This window comes from Vagococcus acidifermentans, assembly GCF_003987655.1.
Taxonomy (GTDB): Bacteria; Bacillota; Bacilli; order Lactobacillales; family Vagococcaceae; genus Vagococcus_B; species Vagococcus_B acidifermentans.
Map to the genome: position 1 here is coordinate 88,569 of NZ_NGKC01000006.1, position 22,343 is coordinate 110,911.

At 46.0% G+C, this 22,343-nt stretch carries 18 protein-coding genes and 1 pseudogene; 17 read left to right on the plus strand and 2 right to left on the minus strand.

All coding sequences use genetic code 11. From position 1 onward, the window contains the following. The first annotated feature begins 108 nt into the window (after nt 1-108). Nucleotides 109-1,287 carry an FtsW/RodA/SpoVE family cell cycle protein gene (locus CBF27_RS06720; protein ID WP_126813556.1) on the plus strand — a complete coding sequence of 393 codons (1,179 nt, stop codon included), beginning with the start codon at nt 109-111 and terminating at the stop codon, nt 1,285-1,287. A gap of 66 nt (nt 1,288-1,353) precedes the next feature. Here CBF27_RS06720 and CBF27_RS06725 read toward each other — a convergent pair whose 3' ends face one another. After that, nucleotides 1,354-2,010, minus strand: coding sequence for a metal-dependent transcriptional regulator (locus CBF27_RS06725; RefSeq protein WP_126813557.1), 657 nt, complete (start codon nt 2,008-2,010; stop codon nt 1,354-1,356). Nucleotides 2,011-2,220: 210 nt separating this feature from the next. On the opposite strand from CBF27_RS06725, the pseudogene CBF27_RS06730 reads away from it, so the two are divergent. The 4 genes and pseudogenes from CBF27_RS06730 to CBF27_RS06745 form a co-directional block, all read left to right on the plus strand. After that, nucleotides 2,221-2,547: pseudogene (locus CBF27_RS06730) on the plus strand (arsenate reductase family protein); the annotation flags it as partial. Then, nucleotides 2,544-2,840 (plus strand): glycine cleavage system H family protein, encoded by a 297-nt coding sequence (locus CBF27_RS06735; protein ID WP_126813559.1) that lies wholly within the window; start codon nt 2,544-2,546, stop codon nt 2,838-2,840. The pseudogene CBF27_RS06730 and the gene CBF27_RS06735, both read left to right, overlap by 4 nt. A 494-nt stretch (nt 2,841-3,334) precedes the next feature. Beyond that, on the plus strand, nt 3,335-4,360 hold the full coding sequence (locus CBF27_RS06740; protein ID WP_126813560.1) for a 6-bladed beta-propeller: 1,026 nt from the start codon (nt 3,335-3,337) through the stop codon (nt 4,358-4,360). Then, nucleotides 4,357-4,560: a P-loop NTPase family protein gene (locus CBF27_RS06745; RefSeq protein ID WP_148112281.1), complete on the plus strand. Its 204-nt coding sequence runs from the start codon at nt 4,357-4,359 to the stop codon at nt 4,558-4,560. The genes CBF27_RS06740 and CBF27_RS06745 overlap by 4 nt, the downstream gene beginning before the upstream one ends. A 77-nt stretch (nt 4,561-4,637) precedes the next feature. On the opposite strand, the gene CBF27_RS06750 is transcribed toward CBF27_RS06745, so the two are convergent. Then, entirely contained in the window at nt 4,638-5,279 is a 642-nt protein-coding gene (locus CBF27_RS06750) for a helix-turn-helix transcriptional regulator (protein ID WP_126813562.1), read from the minus strand. 303 nt (nt 5,280-5,582) lie between these two features. On the opposite strand from CBF27_RS06750, the gene ssnA reads away from it, so the two are divergent. The 12 genes from ssnA (at nt 5,583) to xdh (ending at nt 22,280) form a co-directional block, all read left to right on the plus strand. Then, nucleotides 5,583-6,917, plus strand: coding sequence for a putative aminohydrolase SsnA (gene ssnA / locus CBF27_RS06755; protein WP_126813563.1), 1,335 nt, complete (start codon nt 5,583-5,585; stop codon nt 6,915-6,917). A gap of 30 nt (nt 6,918-6,947) precedes the next feature. Further along, a complete protein-coding gene (ygfK, locus tag CBF27_RS06760) occupies nt 6,948-9,947 on the plus strand; it encodes a putative selenate reductase subunit YgfK (RefSeq protein WP_126813564.1) in 3,000 nt (999 codons plus the stop codon). 42 nt (nt 9,948-9,989) lie between these two features. Then, on the plus strand, nt 9,990-11,375 hold the full coding sequence (hydA, locus tag CBF27_RS06765) for a dihydropyrimidinase (protein WP_126813565.1): 1,386 nt from the start codon (nt 9,990-9,992) through the stop codon (nt 11,373-11,375). A 76-nt stretch (nt 11,376-11,451) separates the two neighbouring features. After that, the gene (gene dpaL, locus CBF27_RS06770; protein ID WP_126813566.1) at nt 11,452-12,651 is read left to right on the plus strand and encodes a diaminopropionate ammonia-lyase; all 1,200 of its coding nucleotides are present in this window, start codon (nt 11,452-11,454) and stop codon (nt 12,649-12,651) included. Continuing rightward, a complete protein-coding gene (locus CBF27_RS06775) occupies nt 12,651-13,970 on the plus strand; it encodes a YgeY family selenium metabolism-linked hydrolase (RefSeq protein WP_170175030.1) in 1,320 nt (439 codons plus the stop codon). The genes dpaL and CBF27_RS06775 overlap by 1 nt, the downstream gene beginning before the upstream one ends. A 19-nt stretch (nt 13,971-13,989) precedes the next feature. Next, nucleotides 13,990-15,186, plus strand: a complete 1,197-nt coding sequence (gene ygeW / locus CBF27_RS06780) for a knotted carbamoyltransferase YgeW (RefSeq protein WP_126813568.1) — start codon at nt 13,990-13,992, stop codon at nt 15,184-15,186. Nucleotides 15,187-15,336: 150 nt separating this feature from the next. After that, nucleotides 15,337-16,278 carry a carbamate kinase gene (arcC, locus tag CBF27_RS06785; protein ID WP_126813569.1) on the plus strand — a complete coding sequence of 314 codons (942 nt, stop codon included), beginning with the start codon at nt 15,337-15,339 and terminating at the stop codon, nt 16,276-16,278. Between the two features lie 22 nt (nt 16,279-16,300). Continuing rightward, nucleotides 16,301-16,678 (plus strand): RidA family protein, encoded by a 378-nt coding sequence (locus CBF27_RS06790; RefSeq protein ID WP_126813570.1) that lies wholly within the window; start codon nt 16,301-16,303, stop codon nt 16,676-16,678. A gap of 72 nt (nt 16,679-16,750) precedes the next feature. Beyond that, nucleotides 16,751-18,079, plus strand: a complete 1,329-nt coding sequence (locus CBF27_RS06795; RefSeq protein ID WP_126813571.1) for a uracil-xanthine permease family protein — start codon at nt 16,751-16,753, stop codon at nt 18,077-18,079. Between the two features lie 120 nt (nt 18,080-18,199). After that, nucleotides 18,200-18,571, plus strand: a complete 372-nt coding sequence (locus tag CBF27_RS06800) for a winged helix-turn-helix domain-containing protein (RefSeq protein WP_126813572.1) — start codon at nt 18,200-18,202, stop codon at nt 18,569-18,571. Nucleotides 18,572-18,593: 22 nt separating this feature from the next. Continuing rightward, the gene (locus tag CBF27_RS06805) at nt 18,594-19,625 is read left to right on the plus strand and encodes an XdhC family protein (RefSeq protein WP_170175031.1); all 1,032 of its coding nucleotides are present in this window, start codon (nt 18,594-18,596) and stop codon (nt 19,623-19,625) included. A gap of 75 nt (nt 19,626-19,700) precedes the next feature. After that, nucleotides 19,701-22,280 (plus strand): selenium-dependent xanthine dehydrogenase, encoded by a 2,580-nt coding sequence (xdh, locus tag CBF27_RS06810; protein ID WP_126813574.1) that lies wholly within the window; start codon nt 19,701-19,703, stop codon nt 22,278-22,280. Nucleotides 22,281-22,343 lie beyond the last annotated feature (63 nt).

The window sequence follows — 22,343 nt, forward strand, 5'->3', positions numbered from 1 at the left end:
GAGTCGATGAAAATTAATTTTCTTATAAACTAGTCAAATAATTCATGGATTCTTATGAATTTATGGCTATACTAATAAGCAGGACAAGAACTAGAAAAGAGATGAAAAATGGAAAGACTTGAGCGTTCTACAACAAAACAAATTGACTACGGCGTGCTGCTGCCTGTGTTTATTCTCTCAGTTATCGGGATGCTTTCTTTATATGTTGCTCTTAGTAACGACCCGGCTCAAAAAAATGTGGTTACGAATCTGTTGTCTCAAGGGCTGTGGTATGTAGTTGGGAGCGTCATGATTTTTATCGTGATGCAGTTTAACTCGAAAGCAATCTGGAAGTTGACACCAGCGGTCTATACGTTGGGACTGGGAGTGATGACAGCCCTTTTGTTTTTTGGTGATAAAGATATGGCCACATTGACCGGTTCTTTAAACTGGTTCAGAGTAGGGCAATTTACTTTTCAGCCTTCCGAGCTAATGAAGATAGCCTATATTTTGATGTTGGCTTATGTCGTTACTCACCACAACATCGCGTATCGGGAGCGTGATTTGCGTTCGGACGGGCGCCTTATTTTAAAGATGGGCTTAGTAACTCTGCCGATTATTGTGTTGCTTCTGCTTCAAAAAGATTTGGGAACGATGCTGGTGTTTATTGCCATTTTAGGCGGTGTTTTCTTGATGTCCGGCATCTCGTGGAAGATTATTATTCCGACTGTCATCGCTTTTGCCTTGTTGTGTGCGGGATTGATTTTTCTAGTCACTACCGACAGCGGCCGGGAATTTTTAAAGATTTTCGGGGCAAAAGAATATCAGTTTAGGAGAATCGATGCTTGGATCGATCCGTTTTCTGATGCGACTTCCAGTAGCTATCAGCAGGCGAATGCTTTGCTGTCTATTGCGTCGGGAGGGATTTTCGGAAAAGGATTCAACGTGGTGGAAGTGAACGTGCCCGTCCGCGAATCCGACATGATTTTCACCGTCATTGGTGAAAACTTCGGCTTTGTAGGCAGTTGCTTTGTCATCTTTTTATACTTCATTTTGATTTACCGCATGATTCGTGTCTGCTTTGATACAAACAATGAGTTCCATTCGTATATCGCCACAGGTATCATCATGATGATTTTATTTCATGTGTTTGAAAACATTGGCGCCAATATCGGTCTGCTGCCGCTGACAGGTATCCCGCTGCCGTTCATCAGCCAGGGCGGATCCTCGCTGATAGGCAATATGCTGGGTATCGGTCTGATACTCTCCATGCGCTACAATCATTCAGTGAAAGAAATAGATTATTGAAAGAACACCTTGCAACAACGGTTCGTCCGTCCTGTTGCAAGGTGTTCTTTTTTTTGAGCCATACTCTTATTTGTCGGCAAACAGCATGCCGGCCTGTTTTTCATTAATATGAAAGACCGTCTGGCCATCATTGATTGTGAAACTGATAATCTCATTGAATGCATCTTTGTTTTGAATCGTCAACTTGTCGCCCACTTGCAAATTGATGGATGCCAGAAATTCCAACAGACTGGCTGTATCGACAACCCGCTTCAGTGTGACCGTCTGCCCGGGTATATAGCTGGTCAGCGGTGTCGTATACAGCTCGTTGTAGTGTGTCTCTGTCGGGATTATCCCGCCATGAGGACAAGTCTTCGGTTCGCCGAGGAAATGATACAGCTTAGAAAAGAAAACCGTGTCTTTGATGTGCTCCATCTCCTCGGACAAGCGGTGCAAGTCCAGCAGAGAATACCCGAGTTTTTCAAACAGAAAGGTCTCGATGATCCGGTGGTTGCGAATCACTTGGATGGTGTGATTGCGTCCGGTTTCTGTCAATTTTGCTCCGGTATAAGGTTTGTAATCCAGCAATCCGTCAGCCTGCAGTTTTTCAACCATCTCGGTGACGGAAGCAGGCGATACATTCAAGGTATTTGCCAATATTTTGTTCGGCACGTATGCATCGACGCCGTTATTTTCGTAAATTGCCTTTAAATAGTCTTCTTTGTTGCTTGATGACGTGTTCATGACATACTCCTCCTACTTAGTATCATTATAAAAATGACACGATACTTTATTTTATCATATTTTGGACAACACACGAAATAATTGAAAAATATCTAGTCATCCGGCAGTCTTTTTTTAAAAGGTCTGTGATATACTATTCATGAGTTATCAAACATGAGGGGGAGACATATGACGATTTTTTATTGGTATCCAAGATGAAGCACATGCAAGAAAGCCAAGGCTTGGCTTGATGAACACGATATTGTGTATGAGCTCAGAGATTTGATAGAGGATACACCTTCAAAAGAGACCATCCAACACTGGCTGCAGACCGACCGCTACACGGTCAGACGGTTCTTTAATACAAGCGGCATCAGATATAGGGAGATGGGTTTGAAGGACAAGGTAGACTCATTATCCCATGAAGAAGCCGCCGAACTGTTGTCCTCAGACGGCATGTTGATTAAACGCCCTGTGCTTATCACAAACGGGTTGATTCAACTGGGATTCAAGGTGTCAGAGTATGAACTGTTGTTTGGCAAGGAGGAAGGCAAATGAACGAGCAAAATTTGTGGATAGATGAAACTGACGGTGTGGTGACACTGGGTCTGACCAGCGAGGCTCAGGAAGAACTGGGGAAAATCAATTTTGTGACTTTCCCGGAAATAGGTGCGGTTCTGCAAAAAGGCGAAGCATTTATTGAAATGGAAGCTGAAAAAGCAGTCATTGAATATGTTGCGCCGCTTTCCGGAACGGTGCTTGAAATTAATGAAGAAGCGAAAAATAATCCGGCGGTGCTGGACAGCGAGGATGTCAAACAGGCATGGCTCGTCCGGCTGCAAAAAGCCTAATGCGGTTATCGGTTATCAATACCAGCAGATAACAGAAACATTTAAGTAAAGTAGAGACAGCGGCTCTACTTTTTTTGTGTCTTATGGGCAGTTTTTTTCAGCGAGAGATTACCTTATAAATGTTCTCAATCAGCATAAATTTTATGGTAAAATCAAGTAAAAGAAAAACATTTAAAACACAAAAGCCAATCATAAATAAATCTTTAAGAGCTGGCGAACTGACATTTTACCAGTAGTGGACAAGGCGAATTTGCTCAGTAACTATCAATTGGGAATATGCTGGTTTAGTACCATCCGTGACTTTCGGGAAACGAATCTTTTTTTAAAGTGAACCGTTTAATTTTGTCAAATACAGTTCTAAAGTTAGTATAAGCATAATGAAATAATAGCATGAAATTGACTGATAAATATTTTGCCAGACGTTTATTTATCAGATGTTTATTGTAGAAGTAATACCAAAGACGAGCTTTCCCGTGATTGAAAGAGGAGAAAAAATGAAAAAAAAGAGGATTGTTCTAGCTGTTTTCTGTCTAACAGCGGGCATCACTATCACAGGCTGTAAAGAAACTGAGAATCAGAAACTAGTCAAAGATTCGCGAAAAGAAGTTCTGCAAATCTATGATGCAGATGATAAACTATTTGACGCAGAAAATCATGCACTTGCCACACTGACCGATGTGTACACCTCTGACTATACAGTGGAAGATTGGGTTGTCACTGATGTCAAGGAACCAGCTGGAATCGTCTGCAGAGACAATGAGGTGATTATTTCTGACAGGAAAAATGATTGCCTGATAAAAGCTGATTATGATGGCAATGTCCTTAAAAAAATCGGACAAACCGGCAGCGGTAAAAGTGAATTTCTGTCACCGGGTGCTATCGCAGAGTATGATAATGAAGTGTATGTCATCGATCAGGGGAATAATCGAGTGCAAGTATTCGATACGGATTTATCATATGTGAGAGAAGTAAAATTAAAGGATAAAACGAAGAGTGATCCGCACTTTGAGCCAAACCGCATTTCAGTGAATCATGAAGGGTTATATGTCACAAGTCTCTTATTGAGTGACGAAGGAGCTGTCGACAATTATATGGATGGTCAATCGAAAGAGGCAGGTAAAAATTTTATCGGTACATCTTCTAGGTATAACAACAATATCTATTTAATCAATTCAATGGTCCGCTATTACGACAAAAAAGAGGATAGCTTTGGTGCTCGAGGTGGAGGACCAGAATGGCTGATAAAAATCAAAAACGATACTATTGAAAAAGTATGTGAACTGCCTCAGGGACTCTATATCACAGACTTTGCCTTGGATGACAAGGGGATCGTTTGCCTTTCTGGATCAGGAGAGGGCGTGTATCGCTTGAACTGGCAAGGGGAGTACGTTGAAACATTTGCTTACATCAAGGGCCTGAACGATGAACTAGTCCCACAACTGTCAATCACGAAGGAGCAGGAGCACTATATCGCAATGCCGGAGGCCGGAAAAATAGTAAAATGCTATAAAAGCAATTGATGGAACAACTGGCGTTTCGGGCAATCATCAACGGACCGGCTGTTTTACTGGTCGATGAGCCGACCGGGAATCTCGATCAGGAAAACTCAAAGATCGTGATGGTGCTTCTCTCCAGCCTGAACGAGCAGGGGCTGGCCAAATACAGTTCGCGCATCATTGATATGCAGGACGGGCATATTACAGAAAAAGCAATCAGTTGAAGCAACACTTAAAAAGCGCATGAAAAAACGATTTTTCATTTTTTCATGCGCTTTTTAAAACTGACATTTCCATTTTGTTACTTGGCGTCGATATAATTGTACAGTGTGTATTTTGAGATATTAAAAAAGTTAGCGATTTTATCCCCCGATTTGGTCACTAAGAAGGCGCCTTTGTCATTCAAAAACTGGATACATCTTATTTTGTCCTCTTTTGTCATCATCGCAACCGGTTTTCCTACGAGTTTGACGGATTCTTCAATCAAGTCGTCAAGCAGTTCATTAATGTTTTGAGGAATATAATCAGGTTCTCTGTCCTTATCCTCGTCATCGTGAATCGAAATGAAAGAAGAAATGGTTTCGGAAGCAGCTGCTAAAGCGCTGATGTCATAGTTGATTGCAAAAATATACTCGACTTTGCCTTCCTCATCTTTGAAATAGACTGTACTTGATTTGAGAATTTTTCCATCATGGGTACGTGTAAAATAATTGACATGGTCATTGAGCGATCCTGCCTGCTTTTTGAGTGCTTCCAGCACAATCTGGGAAGGACCATCGCCAACCTGACGGGAAGACACATGCCCATTTTCGATAGAAATGACAGTGTTGTTTATGTTATCCTCGTTAATTCTATGGATAACAACTTCACAATTTTGTCCGAACTGGCCTGCTATAGCCTTGGAAATTTTTGACAAAAAATTGAATTTTTCATCTGGAAGCATAAACTCCCTCCTCCTTCTGACTGTAACTCCCTACATTACAACCTAGTATCTTAGATTATGATAGCACGCAAATACACTTCTGACAAGGATTAAGAAAAAACTAAAAAATATTTTTTAGCTAGCATTGTTTTTTTTCAGGCTAAGTGATATACTTTGATTGTATGAAAATCACGGTCGCATGAAATGGCTTTTTAACTGGTAAAGTGAATGTTGTCTGTGTGAATAAAATAACTATGATTCATTGTGTTTTGATTGTAAGCGTTTGCTTTTGTATGTGAAAATAATAACACAGGAGGATATTGTATGTTACTAATTGGAAATGGAAAACTCATTACTCGAAACCCGGAACAAATGCTGATAGAGGATGGTTGTGTGGCTATTGAAGGCACGCAGGTCAAACAAGTTGGCATAACAAAAGACGTGAAAGCTTCCTACCCTGACGCCGATTTTATTGATGCGAAAGGCAAGCTGATCATGCCCGGCTTCATCAACATGCACAATCATATTTACAGCACATTTGCCAGAGGCCTGAGCATTAGGGGCTATCATCCGAAAAATTTTATGGATATCCTGAGAGACCAGTGGTGGCGCATTGACAGCGAACTGAATCTGAAAGACTGCTACCACAGTGCGGCAACAGCGTATTTGGACAGTGTCAAAAATGGCGTCACGACAGTCTTTGACCACCATGCAAGCTATGGTGAAGTGTCAGGCAGTTTGGCAGAATTGTCCCGTGCTGCTGATGAAATCGGTGTGAGAACATGTCTCTGTTATGAAGTTTCCGACCGCAATGGTGAAGAACAGATGAAACAAGCTGTTAAGGAAAATGCTGATTTTATCCAGGCAGCCGCATCCCGTACCGACGACATGCAAAAGGCGATGATGGGCATGCATGCTTCGTTCACCCTCTCCGATGCTTCCATGGCGCTATGCAAAGAACAGACTCCAGATGGTATCGGTTATCACATACACGTCGCCGAAGGCATGGACGATTTATATGATTCATTGAAAAAATACGGCAAGCCGATTGTCAACCGCCTGTTTGAACTTGGGTTGTTAGGTGAAAAAACCATGCTGGGACACTGCATTTATATCGATCCGCGGGAAATGGACATTATTCGCGAAACAGACACAATGGTCGTCACCAATCCTGAGTCCAACATGGGTAACGCTGTCGGCTGTCCGCCGGCCATGAAAATGTTCAACGAGTTCGGCATTATGATGGGGCTGGGAACAGACGGTTATACCAATGATATGACCGAATCATTCAAGGTCGCCAACATCATCCACAAGCATCATCTGGTTGATCCGAATGCGGCTTGGAGCGAAGTACCGGCCATGCTGTTTGACAATAATCCTAAAATGGCTAACCGTTACTTTGACAAACCGCTTGGCGTCATTAAGGAAGGCGCCTCTGCCGATATTATCGTAGTGGATTACCACTCGCCGACACCGATTACCGAGAACAACATCAACAGCCACATCCTGTTCGGTGTCAATGGACGTGCAGTGACCGACACAATTATCAACGGTACCGTCAGAATGAAAGACCGGGAAATGGTCGGTATAGACGAGGAAAAAATTTATGCCGATGCACAAGCACAGGCACATGATTTGTGGAAGCGCATCAACGGCTAAATCAATTTCGGATAAGAGAGGGTATAGAACATGAGCGATATAATGCATCCAATTTCAATTGACGCGCTATTCAATTGGATTATGAAGGAATACCAAGACGAACAGAAAATTTTTGGTATCAGAAAATTTTTCAAAGCCGACCCGGACAAGTCAGTTTCGCTTTTCGGCGAAACGATGGAAGTGCCGTGCGGTCCTGCTGCCGGCCCGCATACGCAACTCACGCAAAATATTGTGGCGTCCTATTTGACGGGATCGCGCTTCTTTGAAGTAAAGACCGTCCAAGTGCTGGACGGTGAAGATTTGCCGGTAGCTAAACCGTGTATCACTGCTGCCGATGAAGCCTATAACTGCGAGTGGTCGACAGAACTGCGTGTACCTCAAGCGTACGATGAGTATGTGAAAGCCTGGTTCCTGTTAAAAATTTTAAGCAAGGAATTAGGTTTGGGGTCTGAAAACGGGTTCATCTTCAATATGAGTGTCGGGTACGATTTGGCAGGTATCAAGTCCGAAAAAGTGGACAAGTATATCGTTGATATGCAGGATGCCAGCCGTACACCGATTTGGGAAGAATGCCGCCAAACAGCGTACAATTACTTGCCGCATTTCAAACACATTGACCGCGAGTACATCGATTCAATTTCACCAAATGTCTGCCGCTCGATTACGCTTTCCACGCTTCACGGCTGTCCGCCGGAAGAGATTGAGCGCATCTCGAATTATTTATTGGAAGAAAAAGGATTGAATACATTCATCAAATGCAATCCGACCATGCTTGGTTACGATTATGCACGCAGCACGCTGGACGCGCTGGGCTTCGATTATATTCAATTCGATGACCACCATTTCAAAGAAGACCTCCAATTTGAAGATGCCGTGCCGATGCTTCAGCGTTTGCAGGCAAAGGCTGACAAGCTTGGTCTGAGTTTTGGTGTGAAGCTGACAAATACCTTCCCGGTAGATGTCGCAGCTGACGAACTGCCGAGTGAAGAAATGTACATGTCGGGCCGTTCATTGTATCCGCTCAGTATTTCATTAGCGAAAAAGCTGTCGGACGTTTTCGACGGCAAACTGCAAATTTCTTATTCCGGCGGGGCGGATGTTTTCAATGTGCGGGAAATTTTTGATGCAGGTATCTGGCCGATTACGGTAGCTACCACACTGTTGAAACCGGGCGGCTATCAGCGGATGAACCAGATTGCAAATTTACTGAGTGATGCGGATTATCCTGATGCCGTCAATGTGAACAGTGCCCATTTGGCAAAACTGGTCGAAAAAGCTAAGGACACCGCCCGCTACCGGAAGTCGGTCAAATTGCCGGCCAGTCCTAAACTCAAAGAGCAGGTGCCGCTGACCAATTGCTACACGGCGCCGTGCCGCGGAGGCTGTCCGATATCGCAGGATATCCCGGCTTATCTCCGCTATGTGACCGAGGGCAGATATTTCGAAGCGATGCAGGTAATCGTGGATAAAAACCCGCTGCCATTCATCACTGGTACGATATGTGCCCATCCGTGCATGGAAAAGTGTACCCGTCAATTTTATGAGGACTCCATCCACATCCGGGCAGCCAAGCTTGAAGCTGCTGAAAATGCTTATGATGAGTATCTTGCCTCACTGACTAAGCCGTCACTCAAAGCTGATGCACCAAAAACAGCTGTTGTCGGCGGAGGACCGGCAGGTATTTCGGCGGGTTTCCTGCTTGCACGAGAAGGGATGCCTGTCACTGTGTTTGAAAAAGCGGACCAGCCGGGCGGCGTGTGCAGTCAAGTAGTTCCTGAGTTCCGGATTTCGATGGCATCGGTACAGCGGGATGTTGATTTGGCAAAATTCATGGGCGCAGAATTCAAAACAGGGCAAGCCGCACCGAGTCTCGCTGAACTACGTGCACAAGGCTACACTAATGTTATTTACGCAATCGGTGCCTGGCAACCGGGTGTGCTGCACTTGGAAGCCGGTTCCTCGTTGAATGCCATCAAATTTTTAGTGGCCAACCGCCAAAATCCGACAGACAATCCTTACGGTGAACACATCATCGTCATCGGCGGCGGCAACACGGCGATGGACTGCGCCCGTGCGGCCAAGCGATTGCCGGGCGTAAAAGAAGTGTCTGTCGTTTATCGCCGTGACAAACGCAATATGCCGGCAGATGAAGAAGAATTGTATCTGGCACTTGAAGACGGCGTTAAATTCAGAGAATTATTGGCGCCTGTCAAACATGTGGACGGTATTTTGACCTGCGAAAAGATGCGGCTGGGTGACAGAGATGCGTCAGGCCGCCGACGCCCTGTGCCGACTGGTGAGTTTATCGACATGCCTGCTGATCAGCTGATTGCGGCAGTGGGAGAGAAAGTCGACACAGCATTTTATCAGGAAATAGGGATACAGACAAACCAATACGGTTATGTTGTTGCACAACCGGATACGCTGAAAACTAATCTGGAAAATGTCTATGTGATCGGCGACGCTTACCGCGGGCCGGCCACAATTGTTGAAGCCATTGCCGATGCCACGAAAGCAGTCAGCAATATTTGCGAGATTCATAATAAACATTATGAACAGGTCAACATCAATCCTGATGTGGATAAAGTCCGGCAAAAACGCGGCGACATGCAGCTGCCGGGATGCACCATGAATCAGGCGGGACGGTGTCTGGAGTGTTCCACTATTTGCGAATCCTGTATGGATGTATGTCCTAACCGTGCGAACATAGTCGTTATTGTGAATGGTGCACCGCAAATCGTTCACGTTGACAGAATGTGCAACGAGTGCGGCAACTGCGAAACCTTCTGCCCGTATTCAAGTGCGCCTTACAAAGATAAATTTACTATTTTCACCAGTGCGGAGGACTTTGCAGACAGCACCAATTCCGGTTTTTATCTGGAAAATGCTGAAACCGGCGACTGCCGCGTCAGATTATGGGGCACTGTTTCAACGGTGAACCTGAATGAAGCAACAGCTACTATTCCAACAGATATTTTTGAAATGATGCAGACGATTGTAGCAGATTATCACTACACATTACAGCTATAAACCAGCTGAATCGGCTGTTTCGTTCTGATGGAGGACGACAATATGTCAATATTATTAAAAGGCGGTACAGTCGTGTCGGCTCACGGCAGACGCCAACTGGATGTACGATTGTCAGACGGTAAAATAATCGAGGTCGGCGGGAATCTTCTTGAAGAAGACTCCCGTGTCGAAGATGTGACCGGACGGTTTCTGCTGCCGGGCTTTATTGATGCGCATACGCATTTAGAATTGAATAACGGTCCCGGAACTCAAGGGACAGCAGATAATTTTGCAACCGGCAGCCGAGCGGCAGTTGCCAAAGGAACCACGACAGTGATTGATATGGCAACGCCGGATCAAGGGGGCACACTTCAGTCATGCCTGGCAACATGGAACCGGCTGGCTGAAAACAAAAGCAGCTGCGACTACACTTACCACATGTCGGTGATTGACTGGCATGCAGGAACTGCAGATGAAATCAAAGCCATGTTCAATCAGGGGATTACCTCGTTTAAGATGTATCTGGCTTATGATAATCTGCGGGCAAGCGACTCCGAGTTGTATGAAGCAATGCTGGTGATCAAAAAATACGGCGGCATGCTGGGGGTTCACTGTGAAAATGGCGAACTGGTCAATGAAATGATTGCCAAGCTCGTTGGCGAGGGGAAGCTGACACCTTATTATCATCCCTTATCCCGTCCCAATGCACTGGAGGCAGAAGCAGTTACGCGTTATTTGACCATTGCTAAAATGGCGGAATTGCCGGTCAATATCGTGCATCTCAGCACAAAAGAAGGGTTGGAGGCCGTCCGACGTGCCCGCCAGGCCGGACAGCAGGTATTTGTGGAAACGTGTCCGCAATACTTGGTGTTGGATGATCATCTGTATGATTTGCCGGATTTTGAAAGTGCGAAGTATGTCTGTTCACCGCCCTTGCGCAGTGTCGCTGACCAAGAAGCACTTTGGCTCGGCATACAGCACAATGACATCGACACCGTGTCAACAGATCATTGCAGTTTTAATTTCCACGGGCAAAAAGACCTCGGGAAAGCTGACTTCAGTAAAATACCCAATGGTATGCCGGGTGTTGAAACGAGACCGGAGCTGATATATACCTATGGCGTAGCCAAAGGGCGAATCACGCTGGAAAAAATGGTCGCGCTGTTATCAGAAAATATCGCCAGGCAATTTCATTTATTTCCGCAAAAAGGCGTGATTCAGCCGGGGAGCGACGCAGATATCGTTGTGTGGGACCCGAACGTCCAATCCGTTATTTCTCATACGACACAATTGCAAAATGTCGACTATACGCCGTACGAAGGCATGGCAACAATCGGCGCTCCTGAAAAAGTTTATTTACGGGGAATCAAAGTGGCAGAAAACGGGCAAGTCTTAATTGAAAAACAAGGAAAATTTGTGTACCGTCACACAAAAAATCAACCGGATTAGCCTGATTAACGACTGTTTAACGGCTGGGTTGCGGGTTTTCCGCAACCCGGAAAAATAGATATTGGAGGAAGATTCATTGGAAAAAATTAAATGGGCAAATAATGAGATGCCTAAGACAGATGATCAGTATTTTTCACTGATGGGAGACGAGAAAATCCAAAAAGCACTGGCATTTCACCGTAGTTTTCCACAGTACAGCGAAACACCGCTGGCAAAATTAAACCAAATGGCCGCGTACCTTGGGCTGGGGGATATTTTCATAAAGGATGAATCCTATCGATTCGGCTTAAATGCATTCAAAGTGCTTGGCGGCTCTTTTGCGATGGCCAACTATATTGCCGACAAGCTTGGAAAAGATGTGTCAGAGCTGACTTATGATGTATTGACTTCCGACGCGCTGAGAGACGAATTTGGACAGGCGACATTTTTCACCGCAACTGACGGCAATCACGGCCGCGGTGTTGCATGGGCGGCGAATAAGCTCGGCCAAAAAGCAGTTGTTTTGATGCCTAAAGGTACAACTCAGACACGCCTTGAAAATATTCAAAAAGAAGGCGCCACAGTGACGATTGAAGAGGTCAATTACGATGAGTGTGTCCGTATGGCAAATGAGATGGCCGAAAATACCGAAAACGGCGTGATGGTTCAGGATACGGCTTGGGAAGGCTACGAAAAAATTCCGACTTGGATCATGCAAGGCTACGGCACAATGGCACTGGAATCCTCCAGACAGCTGGAAGAAGCAGGAAAAGACCGTCCAACGCACGTATTCGTGCAAGCAGGTGTCGGCAGTCTGGCAGGTGCAGTGGTCGGTTACTATGCGAATAAATACCCAGATAATCCGCCTAAGATGATCGTAATGGAGGCAGAGGCAGCCGATTGCTTGTATCAATCAGCCATTGCCAAAGACGGCAAAATCCGGTTTGTGACCGGCGACTTGCAGACGATTATGGCAGGTCTGGCCTGTGGAGAACCAAACACGATTTCGTTCGACATTTTAAAAAATCACGTGGACTGTTTCGTCTCCTGCCCGGATTGGGTGGCTGCTTACGGCATGCGTCTCTTGGGAGCACCGCTGAAAGGCGACCCGCAAGTCATCTCCGGTGAATCTGGTGCTGTCGGCATGGGATTGCTGGCAGCCATCATGCAAAATGAGGAGTACAAAGAATTGAAAGAAGCGCTTGAGCTGGATGAGCACTCTACTGTTGTGATGTTTTCAACAGAAGGCGACACTGATCCGGATCATTATAAAAAAATTGTATGGGGGAAAGAATAATGGATTTTAATGCAATCAAAGAAGCTGCACAAGCATACGAAAAGGATATGACAAAATTTTTACGCGATTTAGTCAATATACCGGGCGAAAGTGCTGAAGAAGGTCCCAAAATGGCCAGAGCCAGAGAGGAAATGGAAAAACTGGGCTTTGATAAAGTTGAAGTCGATCCTCAAGGCAACTTGTTGGGCTACATGGGGACTGGTGAGACACTGATTGCGTTTGACGGTCATATCGACACAGTCGGTATCGGCGAGCGTTCTAACTGGAAATTCGACCCGTATGAAGGGTATGAAACAGATGAAGAAATCGGCGGACGCGGTACGTCTGATCAAGAAGGCGGTATCGTATCAGCCGTTTACGGGGCAAAAATCATGAAAGATTTGGGTCTGCTGTCTGATCAGTACACTGTGCTGGTTGCTGTCACTGTGCAGGAAGAAGATTGCGACGGTTTATGCTGGCAATACATCATCAAAGAAGACAAAGTTCGTCCGGAATTTGTTGTTTCCACAGAGCCGACGGATGGCGGTATTTACCGCGGACAACGCGGACGGATGGAAATCCGTGTTGACGTCAAAGGTGTATCAAGCCACGGTTCAGCTCCGGAGCGCGGCGACAACGCGATTTACAAAATGGCAGATATTTTACAAGATGTACGGGCACTGAACAACAATGGCGATACAGAAAGCACAGCCATCAAAGGGTTGGTTAGAATGCTTGATGAAAAATACAATCCGGAATGGCAGGAAGCGCGCTTCTTGGGCCGCGGTACAGTCACCGTCTCTCAGATTTACCATTCATCGCCTAGCCGCTGTGCGGTGGCTGACGGCTGTACGGTATCACTCGATCGCCGTATGACGGCCGGCGAAACATGGGAAAGCTGTCTGGAAGAGATTCGCAATTTGCCGGCAGTGAAGAAGTATGGCGATGACGTGACGGTTTCCATGTATGATTACGACCGTCCATCATATACCGGACTAGTTTACCCGATCGAATGCTACTTCCCGACATGGGTGATTCCAGAAGACCATGATGTTACCAAGGCATTAATGGAAACCCACGAACAATTATTCGGTACCGAGCGTCAAGGGTCAGAAGGCACAGTTAAGATGCGCCAATCACGTCCGCTGCTTGACAAATGGACGTTCTCAACTAACGGCGTGACCATCATGGGGCGTAACGGCATCCCATGTATCGGTTTTGGCCCGGGAGCAGAAGCTCAGGCCCATGCCCCAAATGAAAAAACTTGGAAAGAAGATTTAGTGCGTTGTGCCGCTTTCTATGCAGCGTTGCCTAGTATTTATATGAAACATAAACAATAAATGAGGAGCCTAAAAAAATATGACAACTTTACAGGATTTTATTGAGAAACTGGACCAACTTGATTTTGAAAACATGTACGACAATGATTTCTTTCTGACATGGGAGAAAACACCGGAAGAATTGGAAGCAGTCTTCACAATCGCCGATACATTGCGTTACATGAGAGAAAATAATATTTCGACTAAAATTTTTGACAGCGGCTTAGGTATTTCGCTGTTTCGCGACAATTCTACCCGTACGCGCTTCAGTTTTGCGTCAGCTTGCAACCTGCTTGGGTTAGAAGTTCAAGATTTGGACGAAGGCAAGAGTCAAATCTCCCACGGTGAAACAGTCCGTGAGACAGCCAATATGATTTCCTTTATGGCTGATGTGATAGGAATTCGCGATGATATGTTTATCGGAAAAGGCAATGCCTACATGCACGAAGTAGCAGATTCTGTCAAAGAAGGCCATGATGACGGTGTGCTGGAACAGCGTCCAACGCTTGTCAACTTACAATGTGACATCGACCACCCGACGCAGTCAATGGCGGATGCGCTTCATCTAATCCATGAATTCGGCGGCATTGAAAACTTGAAAGGCAAGAAAATCGCCATGACTTGGGCCTACTCGCCTTCATACGGCAAACCGCTGTCTGTTCCTCAAGGCATTGTCGGTTTAATGACAAGACTGGGAATGGATGTTGTGCTGGCTCATCCGGAAGGTTATGAAATCATGCCGGAAGTAGAAGAAGTTGCCAAACGCAACGCTGCTGAAACAGGCGGCTCGTTCACAAAAACCAATTCAATGGCTGAAGCATTCAAAGATGCAGACATTGTGTATCCGAAAAGCTGGGCACCGTTTGCTGCCATGGAAAAAAGAACGGAACTTTACGGCAAAGGTGATTTTGACGGTATCGACAAGCTGGAGCAGGAGCTGCTGGCACAAAACGCCAACCACACCGACTGGGAATGTACAGAAGAACTGATGGCAACGACCAAAGACGGCAAAGCTCTTTACATGCACTGCCTGCCGGCGGACATTACAGGTGTCAGCTGTGATCAGGGTGAAGTGGCAGCGTCTGTCTTTGACCGCTACCGGGTGCCGTTGTACAAAGAGGCCAGCTATAAACCATATATCATTGCAGCGATGATTTTCCTGAGCAAAGTGAAGGCACCTCAAGATGTCTTGAAAAAACTTGCCGAAAAGGGGACACCAAGAGAATTTCATAAATAAACGTTGTGCCGTCACGGTTCAGTGACTGCAGCTCATTTAATCACTCACTTTCAGCAGTTATGATGTTAATAATGTGCAGGACTGCGGGCCTGGCCAGACCTGCTGAAAGTGGGTGTTTGTGATTTTTAGAGAATGTAAGGAGTGGATAATATGGCAAAACGCGTTGTTGTTGCTTTAGGCGGCAATGCCCTCGGAAACAATCTGAACGAGCAGATGACTGCTGTTAAACACACATCTCAAGCGATTGCGGACTTGATTGAAGCCGGCTATGAGGTCGTCCTCTCTCACGGAAATGGTCCTCAGGTAGGGATGATTCAACTGGCAATGGAGGAGCTGAGTTTGAAACAGCCGGAAAAATATCCGACCGTGCCTTTGTCAGTTTGCGTGGCAATGAGTCAGAGCTATGTGGGGTATGATTTGCAGAACGCCTTACGGGAAGAACTGCTGAACAGAGGCATCACTTGCCCGGTTGCAACTGTCATCACACAAGTCGCAGTCGACCCGACTGACAAAGCTTTTGAGCGACCTACAAAACCGATTGGCCGTTTTATGTCAAAGGAAGAAGCAGACCGGCTTGTGCAGGAAAAAAACATTACGGTAATGGAAGATGCCGGCCGCGGATACCGGCAAGTCGTGGCATCGCCAAAACCGACAGAGATTATTGAAATCGAAACAATCAAAGCTTTGATTGATGCCGGTCAGACGGTCATTGCTTGCGGCGGCGGGGGGATTCCGATTGTTAAAGAGAACGCCAATCACTTGAAGGGCGTCGGGGCTGTCATCGACAAAGATTTTTGCAGCGAGATATTGGCAGAAGCAGTGGATGCCGATTTCCTGATTATTTTGACAGCTGTGGAAAAGGTCTGCATTAATTACGGCAAACCAGATCAGCAGGCACTTTCTTCTGTAAGCGTTCACGAAATGGAAAAATTAGCGGAAGAGGGTCATTTTGCACCAGGCTCAATGCTGCCTAAAGTTGAAGCAGCTATTAAATTCGCCAAATCCAAGCCGGGGAGAAAAACACTTATTACGTTACTGGAAAAAGCGCATGACGGCATTGAAGGGAAAACAGGGACGTTGATCCGGCATTAGTCTATTTGAAAGGGATGAAACAATGAGCAACAAGCAAATCAACTCACAAAGTGCACCAGCCGCTGTGGGGCCTTACTCGCATTCGGTGTTGGCGGGCAATACATTGTATGTATCAGGTCAATTGGGGCTAGACCCAGTGACAGGAGAATTGAAGACAGATATTTCAACTCAGACAATTCAAGCGTTGGATAACTTGGGCAGCATCTTAACAACAGCAGGTATGTCTTACATTGACGTGGTCAAAACGACAATCTTTTTGACGGACATGTCGGATTTTGCGACCGTGAATGATATTTACGGCATTTATTTTTCCGAGGCATTACCGGCACGTTCCTGTATCCAAGTGTGTGAATTACCAAAAGGCGGACTTGTGGAAGTTGAAGCTGTAGCCGTTAAGTAACTATTAGCGGCTGCACTGTCAGCTAAACTCAAAAATTTAGCTGCATACAATGAATTGAAGGAGTGAGATTGCATGAAAGAAGAGAAAGATGCACTGTTTAAGTATGATGACAAGCCGGCTTTAAAGGATATTATCCCCATGGGGCTCCAGCACGTGGTAGCCGCAGTTGTCGGAATTGTGACTCCAGGTATCATGATTGCCGGGGTGTCAGGATTGAATCAGAGTGATACGACATTGATGATTCAGACCTCACTGCTTTTTTCCGGTATTGCGACACTGGTACAGGTTTTTCAGCCGTTCGGCATTGTCGGCTCGCGTCTGCCGGTGATGATGGGGGCCAGTTTTGCCTACGTGCCGGTACTGATGACTATCGGAGCGGACTTTGGTATCGCAACGATTTTCGGCGCCCAACTGATTGGCGGAGTGGTTGTTATTTTAATCGGCTTTTTCATCAAAAAAATACGCATACTTTTTCCGCCATTAGTCACTGGGACAGTTATTTTGAGCATCGGGTTATCACTTTTTCCAGTAGCGATTAAATACATGGCTGGAGGCGCCAGCAGCGATAATTTCGGTTCTCTGCAAAATTGGCTCGTCGCACTCGTTACCTTTGGCATTGTTTTTTATCTTAATAATTTTTCAAAAGGAACTTTGAAACTAGCTTCCATACTTTGCGGCATGATTGTCGGTTATGTGTTAGCTCTTTTCCTGGGCATGGTAGATTTTGAGCCGATTAAAAATGCCTCGCTGTTTCAAGTGATAATGCCTGGACATTTCGGCCTGTCTTTTAAAGTCGTACCGATTTTTACATTAATCATTATGTTCATCGTTGATTCCGTGCAAGCCATCGGTCAATTTACAGCAACAACAGTCGGTGCAATGGACAGGGAACCGACTGACAAAGAATTGTCCGGCGGGATTATGGGAAGCGGATTGACCAACGTCATTGGCGGCTTTTTCGGCTCAGTTCCGGTGGCGACGTTCGGACAGAATGTCGGCCTGGTTTCTGTGACAAAGGTCATTAATAAGTATGTGTTTGCTTTTGCTTCAGCGGTATTGATTATTGCAGGTGTTGTGCCTAAAATTGCCGCTGTGTTGACGACGATCCCTCAACCAGTTATAGGCGGTGCGACAATTTCCGTCTTTGCCACCATCTCTATGACTGGAATCCGCATGATATCTTCCCAAAAGCTGACGCCGGAAAATACCGCGGTTGTCGGTCTGTCACTGGCATTTGGTGTCGGTGTCGCATTATCTGCCGGCTGTTTGAACGGCTTTCCGGCATGGGTTGACACGATTTTCGGCAGTTCGGAAGTCATTTTAACGACACTTGCGGCGGTCCTGTTTAATTTGATACTGAATCACGGCAAACGCAGCAAAGAAAAAACCGAACCGGCTTAAGACAGACATTCTGGGCGGCAGTTGCTTGACAATCAATGACAAAGGCTGGACTTGTTTTTGAAAATCGTTATCTAAATTTGAGGTATAGCTGTGTTGCGATGATTTTTGATAAGGGAGGGGATGGTTGTCGTGACAGATCATGAGAAAAGGTTTGGTTACTCGTTAAACCTGAAACTAAGTACGGATAAGCCTTTTTTTGGCCCAGGTGTCATTGAATTGCTGGACAGAATCTGTGAAACGAAATCGATAAATTCTGCTGCGAAAGGGATGGGGATGTCTTATAATAAAGCGTGGCGAATTTTAAAACGGGCGGAACAGGAAATCGGCTACCCGCTGATTATCACGAATATCGGCGGAGCCAATGGCGGCGGCTCGATTGTTACAGAGGAAGGCAAATGTTTGATGAAAAAGTACCAGTTATTTCAACAGAAAACGTATGAAGTGGTCGATGAATATTTTAATGATATTTTTGCGAAAGAACTTGAATGGTAAGCATAAGGAGAAGTTTGAACCAATGAATAAAGCAATTGTGGATTTATTAACCAAATGTGTACGTGAAGGCATACCAGCCGTGCTGATGACTGTTGTCAAAACTATAGGCTCGACGCCCAGAAGCAGCGGTGCAAAACTATTGCTGTCAGCCGCAGGAGAACAAGCAGGAACAATCGGCGGCGGTGCGATTGAACACCAGTCGCTTGTGCATGCCCGCATTTGTCTTGATGAGCAAAAAAATGAGGTAAAAAAATTCATTTTATCACCAAACCGCGAAGATGATATCGGCATGGTCTGCGGCGGGACGGCATTTGTGCTGTTTCAATTTTTAGATACAACTTCCCGTCCTGTCATAAAATTGCGTGATGTGCTCCAGCTTCAGAAACAGGTCGACCGCAAAGCCTGGCTGGTCACCCGCGTGGCATCACAACAAGTCAGTTCTTTTTCATTAGTTGAAGAAACACAGGGCTGGACAGGGCAGCCATTTCCAGAACTGAAGAAAGATGCTTTTAAAGCGGGCTGTCACAGTGAACAAATCGGTGAAACAACCTATTACATCGACGAAATTTCATTAAGCGACAGAGTGGTGATTTTTGGTTGCGGTCACGTGTCGCAAGCACTGGCTGCTGTGCTGTCTACACTGGACTTTGATTGCACGGTTGTTGACGACCGTCAAGAGTATGTGTCAAAAGAGCGATTTCCAACAGCTGGCGAATTGATTTGCGGCGATTTTCATGCAATCGACTCACTCGTGACAGTATCAACAGATGACTACGCTATTGTAATGACAAGAGGGCATAAGCTGGACTTTTGCGTCCTGACTCAATTGCTGGAACTGTCGCCCTTCTATATAGGTGTGATGGGAAGCAAACGGAAAGTAGCGATCCAGAAACAGAAGCTAGCAGAGGATGGTTTTTCAGAGACACAAATCGAACGTGTCAACATGCCGATAGGTTTAGACATCGGTGCTGAAACACCTGAAGAATTAGCCATCAGTATTGCCGGAGAGTTGATTCAAAAAAGGTCTGAACAAAAACTGTTGGACAGAAAGTGATAAAAGAGACTATCATCTTTCTGTTACAATAAACATGATATTAGACTAATTAATAGGAAGTGGGGAGAATAGTTCATGTATTCAATAACCATCAACGGTAAGGTTGAAACGTCAACAGTCAATAAAACTTTGTTGGAGTTTCTCAGGGATGATTTAGGTTTGACAGGAACGAAAGATGCGTGTGCATCGGGTCAGTGCGGTGCCTGTTCAGTTCTGATTAACGGCAGAGTGTCAAATGCCTGTTTGTTCAAATTAGAGAAGCTGGAAGGTAAAGAAGTCCTGACGATTGAAGGGTTGAGCGAGAGGCAAAAAGAAGTTTATGCATACGCATTCGCAGAAACCGGGGCGGTGCAATGCGGTTTTTGTATTCCAGGTATGGTTTTGGCGGCACAGGGACTTATTAATAAGAAGCCGGACCCAAGTGATAGTGATGTCAGAAAGGCGATTCGCGGCAATATCTGCCGGTGTACTGGCTATGTCAAAATCATTGAGGCGATTAAACTGGCAGCCAAACTATTCAGAGAAAATCTTGCCATTCCGGAAAATAGTGCCAGTGGCAAGCTGGGCACTGATTTTCATCGCGTGGATGCAGTTGAAAAAACATTGGGGACAGGTAAGTATGTGGATGACATTGTGGTAGAAGGGATGCTTCATGCGTCAGCAGTCCGCACCAAATACCCTCGCGCCCGGGTGTTGGCAATAGACAGCAGTCAGGCATTGGCGCATCCGGATTGTGAAGCCGTACTGACAGCAGATGACGTACCCGGCAACAATAAAATCGGCCACTTGGAGTTTATTTCTGACTGGGACGTTATGATTCGCGTGGGCGATATTACCAGATATGTCGGTGATGCGGTAGCATTGGTCGTATCGAAGAAAAAAGAAACACTGGAAGAAATAAAAGAGCTTGTTCAGGTGTCCTATGAAGAATTGGAGCCTCTCACAAGTCCGGAACAGGCACTTGCGGAAGGCGCACCGAACATCCATGAAAAGGGCAATATTTTATCTCATGAACGCCTGATTCGGGGAGATGCTGATGAAGTGATTGCCCGGTCCAAGCATGTTGTGACTCAGCACTACTCTGTCCCGATCAATGAGCACGCCTTCATGGAGCCGGAGTGCGCGATCGCCATGCCGGAAGGCGAAAACGGCCTGCTGTTATATACAGCCGGACAAAGCATCTACGATGAACAGCGCGAAGTTGCCAGAATGTTGGGTGTGGACAAAGAACAGATTCATGTTCAAGGAAAACTGGTCGGCGGAGGCTTTGGCGGTAAGGAAGACATGAGCGTCCAGCACCACGCGGCACTGGCAGCCTGGTGTTTGCAAAAGCCTGTGAAAGTTCTGTTTACTCGTCAGGAAAGCATCATGATCCACCCTAAACGCCATGCTATGGAAATGACCTTTACGACAGCCTGTGATGAGAACGGGTACTTGACTGCCATGAAAGCGGTTATCGTTTCGGATACGGGGGCGTATGCGTCGCTGGGCGGTCCTGTTCTGCAAAGAGCATGTACCCACGCCGCCGGTCCTTACAAATATCAGGCCATTGACATAGAGGGCACTGCTGTGTACACCAACAATCCTCCTGCCGGCGCATTTAGAGGATTCGGTGTAAGTCAATCGGCATTTTCAACAGAAAGCAACCTGAATATTCTGGCTGACAAGGTCGGTATTTCACCTTGGGAAATTCGTTATCGCAATGCTGTCGCTCCGGGAGACAGTCTGCCGAACGGGCAAATCGTTTCCGGCAATGCAGCTTTGAAAGAATGTCTTGAAGCGGTCAAAGAAGAGTATGAGTCGGCTGAGTTTGCCGGCATCGCGAGCTTTTATAAAAACAGCGGTATCGGTGTTGGTTTGCCGGATGTCGGCCGTTGCATCGTTTCGGTAGAGGAAGGAAAAATCCATCTCCGGACAAGTGCGGCGTGTATTGGACAAGGAATGGCGACAGTCACTACTCAAGTTGCCGTTGAAACGCTGAATGTGCCGGCAGACATGATTGTGGCGGAAGCGCCGGACACAAGACGGACACCTGACTCAGGAACGACAACAGCTTCACGGCAGTCGCTATTCACTGGCGAGGCGACCCGCAGAGCATGCCAGCAGCTGCGTTATGAGCTGGATATGGGGCGCACACTGGATGATTTAGAAGGTCAGGAGTTTTACGGGGAATACTCGGCTAAAACAGATCCGTTGATTAATGACAAAAAGCACCCGGTCAGTCATGCAGGATACGGTTATGCGGCAGAAGTTGTCACATTGAAAGCTGACGGAAAGCTGGAAAAAATAGTCGCTGCCTACGATATGGGGCAAGTTGTCAATCCTAAAGCGGCAGAGGGACAAATCGAAGGCGGCATCGTCATGGGGATGGGTTATGCCCTCACCGAAAAATTTGATATGACAAACGGCTACGTGGATGCGAAATACGGTACTCTCGGATTGACGCGGGCGGTTGACGTGCCTCCGATTGAAATCAAGCTGGTCCAAGCAAAGGACATTCACGAGGGGTTGGCATATGGCATCAAAGGGGTTGGCGAGTTGGCTACGATTCCGACCGCACCAGCAATTGCCGGAGCATACTTCAGTATGGACAAGCAGTTGAGACCGGTACTGCCGCTGGCTGACACCCCTTACCAAAAAAAGAAAAAGAAATAACTGACAAATAAACTGCTGTGCTAGTCGTGAAAAGCTTCGGCCGGATTTACGATTTGCCGATGT